Annotated in this window: 10 protein-coding genes and 1 pseudogene; 6 read left to right on the forward strand and 5 right to left on the reverse strand. The window is 69.2% G+C overall.

The genetic code is table 11. From position 1 onward, the window contains the following. Positions 1 to 130 precede the first annotated feature (130 nt). Positions 131 to 760, forward strand: coding sequence for a VOC family protein (locus JNW91_RS27740; protein WP_203178387.1), 630 nt, complete (start codon positions 131 to 133; stop codon positions 758 to 760). A gap of 41 nt (positions 761 to 801) precedes the next feature. Here JNW91_RS27740 and JNW91_RS27745 read toward each other — a convergent pair whose 3' ends face one another. Further along, entirely contained in the window at positions 802 to 1,011 is a 210-nt protein-coding gene (locus JNW91_RS27745) for a hypothetical protein (RefSeq protein WP_203178388.1), read from the reverse strand. A 351-nt stretch (positions 1,012 to 1,362) separates the two neighbouring features. On the opposite strand from JNW91_RS27745, the gene JNW91_RS27750 reads away from it, so the two are divergent. Next, positions 1,363 to 2,424 carry a glycoside hydrolase family 43 protein gene (locus tag JNW91_RS27750; protein ID WP_309244503.1) on the forward strand — a complete coding sequence of 354 codons (1,062 nt, stop codon included), beginning with the start codon at positions 1,363 to 1,365 and terminating at the stop codon, positions 2,422 to 2,424. 96 nt (positions 2,425 to 2,520) lie between these two features. Continuing rightward, positions 2,521 to 3,198: a hypothetical protein gene (locus JNW91_RS27755; RefSeq protein WP_238425825.1), complete on the forward strand. Its 678-nt coding sequence runs from the start codon at positions 2,521 to 2,523 to the stop codon at positions 3,196 to 3,198. Here JNW91_RS27755 and JNW91_RS27760 read toward each other — a convergent pair. Then, entirely contained in the window at positions 3,195 to 3,548 is a 354-nt protein-coding gene (locus tag JNW91_RS27760; RefSeq protein ID WP_203178391.1) for a hypothetical protein, read from the reverse strand. The two genes, JNW91_RS27755 and JNW91_RS27760, sit on opposite strands and share 4 nt — an antisense overlap. Before the next feature lie 96 nt (positions 3,549 to 3,644). Here JNW91_RS27760 and JNW91_RS27765 point away from each other — a divergent pair, with 96 nt between their 5' ends. Genes JNW91_RS27765 through JNW91_RS27775 form a run of 3 tightly spaced genes read left to right on the forward strand, consistent with a single transcriptional unit; the run spans position 3,645 to position 4,713 of the window. Beyond that, positions 3,645 to 4,022, forward strand: a complete 378-nt coding sequence (locus tag JNW91_RS27765; RefSeq protein WP_203178392.1) for a DUF2089 domain-containing protein — start codon at positions 3,645 to 3,647, stop codon at positions 4,020 to 4,022. Then, entirely contained in the window at positions 4,022 to 4,279 is a 258-nt protein-coding gene (locus JNW91_RS27770; protein ID WP_203178393.1) for a hypothetical protein, read from the forward strand. Before JNW91_RS27765 ends, JNW91_RS27770 begins: the two co-directional genes overlap by 1 nt. An 11-nt stretch (positions 4,280 to 4,290) precedes the next feature. Next, positions 4,291 to 4,713, forward strand: coding sequence for an SHOCT-like domain-containing protein (locus JNW91_RS27775; protein WP_203178394.1), 423 nt, complete (start codon positions 4,291 to 4,293; stop codon positions 4,711 to 4,713). Between the two features lie 208 nt (positions 4,714 to 4,921). On the opposite strand, the gene JNW91_RS27780 is transcribed toward JNW91_RS27775, so the two are convergent. From JNW91_RS27780 to JNW91_RS27790, 3 genes and pseudogenes are all read right to left on the reverse strand, one after another. After that, positions 4,922 to 6,178 carry an MFS transporter gene (locus JNW91_RS27780; RefSeq protein ID WP_203178395.1) on the reverse strand — a complete coding sequence of 419 codons (1,257 nt, stop codon included), beginning with the start codon at positions 6,176 to 6,178 and terminating at the stop codon, positions 4,922 to 4,924. A gap of 1 nt (position 6,179) precedes the next feature. Beyond that, on the reverse strand, positions 6,180 to 6,755 hold the full coding sequence (locus tag JNW91_RS27785; RefSeq protein WP_203178396.1) for a helix-turn-helix domain-containing protein: 576 nt from the start codon (positions 6,753 to 6,755) through the stop codon (positions 6,180 to 6,182). 150 nt (positions 6,756 to 6,905) lie between these two features. Further along, positions 6,906 to 7,394, reverse strand: a pseudogene (locus tag JNW91_RS27790) (helix-turn-helix domain-containing protein); the annotation flags it as partial.

Below are 7,394 nucleotides of genomic sequence, written 5' to 3' on the forward strand. Positions count from 1 at the left end.
CCCCCGCCGGGTCGATCATAGGAGTTGTGGTGGGTCGCAAAAGCCGCGATCCATCCCCGAGCAGGCACCACAACTCATGATCGACCTCGACCGAGCGCGGGGGGGCCGGACGGTCGGTTAGGTTCGCTGCATGACTGTGGGGATCACGGCGGGGCAGTTCCACGCGGCTGACGGTGTCGAGGACTGGCGCTGCCTCTACCACGTGGTCTCGGCCCATTTCCCGACCGGTTCGCTGGCCAGGGGCATCGCGCTCGTCGATGAGATCGGCCGGCTGGCCGACGAGGCCCAGCAGCAGCACCTCATCATCGACCTGCGCGCCACCGGCGTCACGGTGAGCCTGAGTCTGCGCGACATCCCGTTGGCCCGGCGGATCTCGGCCGCCGCGAAGGAACTGGACATCCCCGCCGACCCGACCGCCGTACAACTGATCAACCTCACCCTCGACGCACTCGCCGGCGCGGACGTGCTGCCGTTCTGGCGGGCGCTGCTCGGCTATGGCCAGGTCGGCGACGACTACCTGTTCGACCCGTCGCGCCGCGGCCCGGGCTTCGGGTTGCAGCCCATGGACGGGGCGCGCCCACAGCGCAACCGTCTGCACGTCGATGTCGCTGTCCCGCACGATCAGGCCGAGGCTCGCGTCGCCGCCGCCCTGGCCGCTGGCGGCCACCTGGTCTCCGACGCGCACGCGCCCAAGTGGTGGGTCCTGGCTGATGCCGAGGGCAACGAGGCGTGCGTCGCCACCTGGGTCGGCCGCGAATAGCGGACCACATTCAGTGCCAGCGGAGTGGCCCGCCGGTGGCATCATCGTCGGATGGACGTTCGTCGCTTGGCGGCCATCGACATGTACGGTGCCCGAGGAACCACCCGCCGACGGCGCATCATTCTGGCCGAGACGGGCTTGCCGAGGTCGGAGAACCCGGCCGTGCTCGCGAAGGTCGGCAGCGTCACCGTCAACGAGGTCAGGTAGCCCTGGGCGTCCACCGACGCCTCGTACGGCACGGACTGCGACACGCCACCGTGGTGCTCCACTGCTCAGCCGTCGCGGGCAGGAGGCCCCGGGACACGCCCGCCGGCGCCACGGTGAAGTCGAGCGTGCCGGTGTAGGCGCCCTCACCGGTACGCGTGGCGGCCGTCATCGCCGCGGAGATGCCCTTGATCCCCGCGGGGTCGAACGGGTTCCCGTGCGGCACCTAAGGCCGGACTCGCACCGCGCTGCGTCAGCGCTGGCCGTGGGGGTGACGTTGTGGCAACGTCCTATCGGTCAGCGAGTTCACGTAGTCCGCTCCGGCCGCTGCCGGGGTGACCGACCGGACCCGAGATGACCGGAGGCCGATCATCGGCCTGCTGAAAGGAGTCCCGACCGTGAACGTGGGCGACCGAATCCTCACCGTCCTGCTGGCCGCCGTGCTCGCCACCGGCCTGTCCACCGTCGACGCCGGCCCTGCGGCCGCCGGGCAGACAAGCCTGCGGGCTGCCGACCCGAGCGTGATCCGCGTCGGCGGCACCTACATCTCCGTCCAGTCGCTCAACGGCGGGATCGCCGTACGGCAGGCAGCGTCGACCGACGCGCTGGCCGCCGCGCCCGCGCGGCAGGTGTGGACGGACAGCCGCAACCTCGGTGAGGTCTGGGCCCCGGAGATCATCGCCGATGGCGGCAGGTACTACATCTACTTCTCGGCCGGGCGCGGCGCCGCACACCGCATGTACGCGATCAGCTCGGCGTCGCCGGCCAGCGGCTACACGGCGGAGCGGCAGCTCGCGCTGCCGGGCGGCAAGTGGGCCATCGACGGCAGCATGTTCACCTTCAACGGGCAGCGGTGGTTCGTCTGGTCGGGTTGGGCGGGCGACACCAACGTCGAGCAGAACATCTACCTCAGCCGGATGAGCGACCCGCTCACCCCGACGGGCAACCGGTTCATCATCTCCCAACCCCGGGAGAGCTGGGAACGCGTCGTCGGCAACCCGTACATCAACGAGGCCCCCGAGGCGATCAGGGATCCGAACGGGCAACTGCACATCGTCTACTCCGCCAACGGCAGCTGGAGTGACCAGTACTGCCTCGCCGACCTGCGACTGCGAGCCGGCGGCGACCCGACGTACGTGTGGGACTGGTACAAGTCGAACGGCTGCCTGTTCGGCTCGAACCGGGCCACCATGATGGCCGGTTGGGATCCCACCCTGCACGTGAACGGGCCCGGCCACCACAGCTTCGTGCTGCTCAACGGCGACATCGCCACGAGCCCGCCCGCCGGGCCGAGGTTCCCGCTGATGTTCCACGCCGTACCCAAGGGCACCGCGTACTCGTGGGAGAACCGGTACTGGTACACCGGCACTTTCTGCTGGTGGGGCAACACCACCTACCGTCGTGCCAACGTGCCCGGCCCGACGGCCGACACCGGGTTCAGCATCAAGTTCTTCGAGTGATCGCTACCGCCGGTACCATCGTCGAGACCCAGCGGACGTGGCCCGAGCATCGACGGGTGCTCCGGTAGGGCCGACAGTTAGGACGATGAGGGCGGCGTGACCGGTTCGCAGCGGAAAGCACGACTTCTGGCCATGATCGCTGGCACCCTGTGCGGCCTCACCGCGTGCACTGGCCAACCCGACCCGCCACGGGCCTCCACGACGCCGACGCCGTCCGCGTCGACGGCAGCCAGCCCGACCTGGCCGCCACCGCCCCCGACCATCAGAACGGACGAGGAGGCGTGCGGCGGCTCCACCTACAACCCGCGAGCGGTACGTCCCTACAACCCGGGCGGCCCTGCCTACGCCGGAGGTCCCATCCACCTGACGGCATTCTTCGTGATGCACCCGTATGACTCCCGGGAGCAGGAGTACGAGCTGCCTGGCGAGTGGCAGTCGCAGCTGCATCCGGGCATGTACCCGGAGCAGTACACGCAGCTCGTCGTCTGCGAATATTTCGACGACGACTATTCGACCAAGAAGGTCGAAACGTGTACCTACGACACCGGCACCGGCGACAAGACGACCGCGGAGCTGCGGTCGGCGCGCTTCATCTACCGGGTGTTCGAGGCCAAGACCGCTAAGCAGGTCAGCAGCTTCACGTTGCCGGGCAGAGTGAACTCCTGTCCGGCAGTCGCCTACGCGCCGACGGGCAGGACCTACTACCAGCTCGTGCTCGACGAGGAAATCACTGCCAAGCTCCGTCCCCTCGTCATGGCCCGCAGACCGGGCTAGTCGGCTCCTGTGGAGCGTGGCGAAACCCGCGACCGAAGATTGCTAGGCGTGCCCGGTGTGCCATCGATCAGTGCCCCGCTGGGGAACCTGGCGCGGAGTTCGTCGGCTGTGACGTCCGCCGCCCATGACGTGACCTCGGGGATCGGGTTGCCGAGCGGCTCGGGGTTGTGGCCGAACATCAGCAACCGTGCTCCGGGAGCGGCGCGGTGGGTGAGCCCGGCGGCGTAGGCGTCGCGGCGGTGCAGCGGGATTCCGCAATAGCAGCTCAGGTCGAAGAACAGGTCGAAGGGACCCGGCACATCCAGTTCGTCGAGGCGGGTGGCGTCTGCGTGCAGCAGCCGTACCGCCACGCCCGCTCCACCTGATCTGCCGCCCGCAGGAGTGAGCTTAAGAAAATTAAGATCAAACTCTTGAAAGTTGAAGATTTTTGAGTTACAAATTCAGGTATGACAGAACAGGCGATGGACTGGCAGGAACTCACCAGCCTGACGCGGGGGCAGCCGTTCGTCGTCGAGCGGGTGCGCCTGGCGAGCAACGGCGTCGCGATCGAGGGCGAGTTCGAGCTACCGCAACTGGCTCAGCTCAACGTCGAGGATCAGGTTTTCGTCACGGCGTTCGTGCGCTGCCACGGTTCGATCAAGGAGATGGAACGCACCTTCGGGGTGAGCTACCCGACGATCAAGTCACGACTCAACCGGATCACGCAGATGCTCGACTTCGTCGAGACCGACCCGGCGCCGTCGCGGGCCGACATCATCGACCGGTTGCGCCGCGGTGAGATCAGCGCACAGGAGGCGTTGGCCGAGCTGGACGGCCGGACGTGATGCCGCAGCTGGTGACCGTCAAGGTCGACCGCCCGGACCGTCGACCCATCCGCGTCTGGGTCCCGGTGCTCCCCGTGGCGCTCGTGCTCTTCCCGGTCGTGGTCCTGGTCGTGCTGGCGGCGATCGTGGCCTGCCTCGTGTTCCGCATCGGTGTGGTGCGGGCACTCGGCGCCGGCTGGCGCGTCATCTCCGCGCTGCCCGGCGCCCGCTTCGACATCGAGCAGGGCCGCACGGCCGTGCTCGTGGCCATCCGATAGGAGAGGTTCGAATGACCGAACAACGCAAGGACATCCTCGACATGCTGGCCGCCGGCAAGATCACGGCCGAGGAGGCGGAGCAGCTCATCGCCGCACTCGAACGGGACCAGGCACCGGCGGCGGCAGGTCACGACGCCCGGCCGAAGGGCAAGGTGAAGTACCTGCGGGTGGTGGTGGACGCCACCGACAACGGCGAGCCGTCGCGGGTCAACGTGCGGGTGCCACTGCAACTGCTGCGGGCTGGCGTGCGGCTGGCGGCGCTGGTCCCGCCGCAGGCCCTGGTGAAGGCCAACGCCTCACTGAGCGACTCGGGTGTGCCGATCGACCTGACGCAGCTCAAGCCCGAGCAGTTGGAGGCGCTCGTGGAGCACCTCGACGAGGTGACCGTGGAGGTCGATTCACCCGATGCCACCGTGCGAGTCTTCTGCGAGTAGCCGCCGTCTGATGGGACGGCCCCTCGAGAGGGTGCTGGAACACCCTCCCGAGGCTGCGCCCGCCGCAGCAGAGCACAGGTGAACTGCCAACCTGAAGTCTAGCCACCCACCAGCGAACCAGCGGGGGACCACTCGGACGGGTGGTCCCCCGCACTGCGTCCCGCCGCTGGTCGCTGTCCGCGCCAGGTGGGCGGGGTCAGGCTGCCGTCTACCTGACCTCGACGGTGGCGCGCTGCCGCAGGGCGGGGCGCTGCCGCCGGACGGAGCGCAGGCCCACGTAGGCGACGGCACCGGAGGCCAGGTACAGCGCGGCCTGCACGTTGAGCACGAGCACGACGCTGAGCGCGTCGCCGAGCAGGCCGGCAGCCGCCATGCCCAGCCCCTGTGACGCGTTGTAGATCGCGTAGTAGGCGCCGAAGGCCCGGCCCAACTCGGTGTCGGGCACGCTCTGTTGGATCTGGGCGAAGGCTCCGCTGGCGTACGCGATGCCGGGCGCGCCGACCAGGATGAACAACACGATGTACCACTCGGGTTGACGGGTGACCACCGGTCCGTTCCAGATGACCAGACTGATCAGGGCGAAGGTGGTCGCTCCGAGACTCATCAGCAGACGGGGACTGAGCCGCGCGCCCAGCATGCCGACGACGAGCCCGCCGGCCACGCCGCCGATCGCCTGGACTCCGCGGAGCAGACCGGTGAGCGTGCCGTCGGCGTGCAGCGCGCGGCTGACGAAGACCACGAAGAGCACCACGAACAGGCCCTGCGCGATGCCACCCAGCGCCACGCTCAGGATCGTCACCCGCACGGTGCGGTTTCGCAGCATCGCCGCGAGGCCGGACCGCCAGTCGGTGAAGAACGAGGACGTACGGTCCGGGGTCAGCGGCTCCGCGGTGCCGTGGCGGGCTGCGCGGCGGCCGGCGGCGATCAGAGCTGCCGTGATCACGAAGGCCACCGCGCCGCCGACAGCCAGGTAGCGGGTGCCGTCGCGGGTGATCGCGAACCCGCCCAGCGAACCGCCGATGAGCCGTCCCACACTGGTGTTCAGCGCCACCACGCTGTTGGCGCGCACCAGGTGCGCGGGCTCGACGAGGCGTGGCAACGCGGCGTTGCGGGCGGAGTCGAACGTCTGCGTCAGCACCGCCTGGGCGCCGGCGACCAGGGAGATGATCCACAGGTGGTGGTCAGGCCGACCGAGCAGGGGGATCACCACCGCGGCCTGCAGCACGGCGACGCAGCTCATGAGCCGAAACCGGTCGAAACGATCGGCGAGAGCACCGGCGAACGATCCCAGCGTGACGCCGCACAGCAGCTCGACGAGGAAGACTGCCGAGGTGGTGAACGCCGAGCCGGTCACCCCGAACACGTAGATCGGCAGCCCGGTGAGCAGCAACCAGCTCGCCACGCTGGAGAAGAGCCCGGCAGCCCAGATCAGGACGAATCCGCGGTGTCGCAGCAGCGTCACCATGTCAGATGAATTCCGGCGTGGGGTACGCCTGCAGGTTGAGGCTGACGGGCCGCGCGTCGTTCGGGGGCGCGTTGCGCAACGGGCGCAGGTACGGCCGGATGACGGCGTCCAGGGTCAGCGTGAGGTGCCGCAGTTCCTCGGGAGTGAGCGACAGGGTGTAGCTGTGGAAGGTGGTGCTCTCCCGCCACTCGTCGATCAACTTGTGCCGCTGGTGCTGGTAGCGCTGCAACGATCGGAACACCTCGTCGAGCTCCAGGTTGGTCAGCGCGTCGTTGATCCGCTGCCCGTCGGCATCATCGGGATCCGGGAGGAATTCGAGCCCGGTGGCTGCGGCGCGCCACGGCCGGTCACGTCGGTTGGTTCCCTCGGCGGGGACCCGCTCGATGAGGCCGTGACGGGCCAGTTGATGCAGGTGGTAGCTGCAGTTCGACCCGATGTCGTCCAGGGCCTCGGCGCACTGTGCGGCGGTCCTCGGGCCAGCGGCCAGCAGGTAGCGCAGCAGCCGCAGGCGTAACGGGTGCGCAAGTGCGCGCAGCTTGGTCGCGTCCTGGACGCGCACACGACGTTCCGGCTCCATCAGCACCCCTTATCGAAAGGCTCCTTTCGTTTATACGTTCCCGGGGCCGGTTTTCGCAATAAGTCTTTCGTAAAGAGGAAGCACGACGGTACCCACGACACGCGCACTCAGGGCGTGGCGGACGGCGCGAGTATCACTCGGCGTGGGCGGTCAGCGGGTGAGGCCGACCAGCGTCGCCAGTCGCGCCACGCCGGCCGGCGCCGGCTGCGCGCGGGCAACGTCGGCGATCACGGTACGCGCCAACGGCCGGCACCGGACCTCGGCCGGCGCGACACTGTCCGCGTCGACGAGGGCGCGGGCAGCGCCACACAGGTCACCCACCTGGAGGTACGCCCGCGCGGCGTCGAGCAGGTACGCGCCCCGATACTCGGCCGGCAACCGCCGCCACGCCTCCTGCCGAACAATCGTCACGTGCCGCCGTACCGCCTCGTCGGCGTCACCCCGCGAGGCCGCCACCAACACCCGCGCCAGCTCGACCGCGACCGGCCCGAAGCTGGTGTGGTGCTGATCGTCGTACTCCCGAAGGTTGGCGGCGACGCCCGCGGCCCGGTCGGTCAGTTCGTCGGCGCGGCGGTGCTCGCCGCAGCCGGCGGCGGCGAGCGCGGCCTGGAGCAGCAGCGTCCCACCCACCGCCCACTC

This window comes from Micromonospora parastrephiae (assembly GCF_016802865.1).
Classification (GTDB): Bacteria; Actinomycetota; Actinomycetes; order Mycobacteriales; family Micromonosporaceae; genus Micromonospora; species Micromonospora parastrephiae.

Coding starts and splice junctions, on each gene's coding strand:
- JNW91_RS27740 (WP_203178387.1), top strand. CDS start 131: ATGACTGTGGGGATCACGGCGGGGCAGTTCCACGCGGCTGACGGTGTC.
- JNW91_RS27765 (WP_203178392.1), top strand. CDS start 3,645: ATGACAGAACAGGCGATGGACTGGCAGGAACTCACCAGCCTGACGCGG.
- JNW91_RS27770 (WP_203178393.1), top strand. CDS start 4,022: ATGCCGCAGCTGGTGACCGTCAAGGTCGACCGCCCGGACCGTCGACCC.
- JNW91_RS27775 (WP_203178394.1), top strand. CDS start 4,291: ATGACCGAACAACGCAAGGACATCCTCGACATGCTGGCCGCCGGCAAG.
- JNW91_RS27780 (WP_203178395.1), bottom strand. CDS start 6,178: ATGGTGACGCTGCTGCGACACCGCGGATTCGTCCTGATCTGGGCTGCC.
- JNW91_RS27785 (WP_203178396.1), bottom strand. CDS start 6,755: ATGGAGCCGGAACGTCGTGTGCGCGTCCAGGACGCGACCAAGCTGCGC.